Here is a 1,008-nt window from a genome sequence, read left to right as displayed (position 1 = left end):
ATTTTTTACACGAATCAGATCCACGGAGGGATCATCAGCAGATTGTTCTTTATTCATTTTGTCGCTCCATGCGCTTGCTCTTCATCTAGCGGTTAAAATATTACTTCAAATCTTTCTGTATGAAGATTTGAGCACGTTGGCCTTACATACATCTGTCGGTTGTATTTCCCTCCAGAATGCCAGCAGGACCGCACTTTGTTACGCAACCAATACTATTAAGTGAAAACATTCCTAATATTTGACATAAATCATCAACAAAACACAAGGAGGTCAGACCAGATTGAAACGATAAAACGATAATGCAAACTACGCGCCCTCGTATCACATGGAAGGTTTTACCAATGGCTCAGGTTGCCATTTTTAAAGAAATATTCGATCAAGTGCGAAAAGATTTAGACTGTGAGTTGTTTTATTCTGAACTAAAACGTCACAACGTCTCACATTATATTTACTATCTAGCCACAGATAATATTCACATCGTGTTAGAAAACGATAACACCGTGTTAATAAAAGGACTTAAAAAGGTTGTAAACGTTAAATTCTCAAGAAACACGCATCTTATAGAAACGTCCTATGATAGGTTGAAATCAAGAGAAATCACATTTCAGCAATACAGGGAAAATCTTGCTAAAGCAGGAGTTTTCCGATGGGTTACAAATATCCATGAACATAAAGGATATTACTATACCTTTGATAATTCATTACTATTTACTGAGAGCATTCAGAACACTACACAAATCTTTCCACGCTAAATCATAACGTCCGGTTTCTTCCGTGTCAGCACCGGGGCGTCGGCATAATGCAATACGTGTACGCGCTAAACCCTGTGTGCATCGTTTTAATTATTCCCGGACACTCCCGCAGAGAAGTTCCCCGTCAGGGCTGTGGACATAGTTAATCCGGGAATACAATGACGATTCATCGCACCTGACATACATTAATAAATATTAACAATATGAAATTTCAACTCATTGTTTAGGGTTTGTTTAATTTTCTACACATACGATT

At 37.8% G+C, this 1,008-nt stretch carries 1 protein-coding gene; it reads left to right on the top strand.

Annotated elements, in window-relative coordinates; all coding sequences use genetic code 11:
- The first annotated feature begins 341 nt into the window (after positions 1 to 341).
- The gene (locus BV034_RS35490) at positions 342 to 752 is read left to right on the top strand and encodes a DUF1398 domain-containing protein (RefSeq protein WP_081888342.1); all 411 of its coding nucleotides are present in this window, start codon (positions 342 to 344) and stop codon (positions 750 to 752) included.
- Positions 753 to 1,008: the final 256 nt, after the last annotated feature.

Origin of the sequence: Verrucomicrobium sp. BvORR034 (assembly GCF_000739635.1) — a bacterium.
In the GTDB taxonomy this organism is placed as follows: domain Bacteria; phylum Verrucomicrobiota; class Verrucomicrobiia; order Verrucomicrobiales; family Verrucomicrobiaceae; genus Verrucomicrobium.
This window is presented reverse-complemented; position numbering and strand designations above follow the sequence as displayed.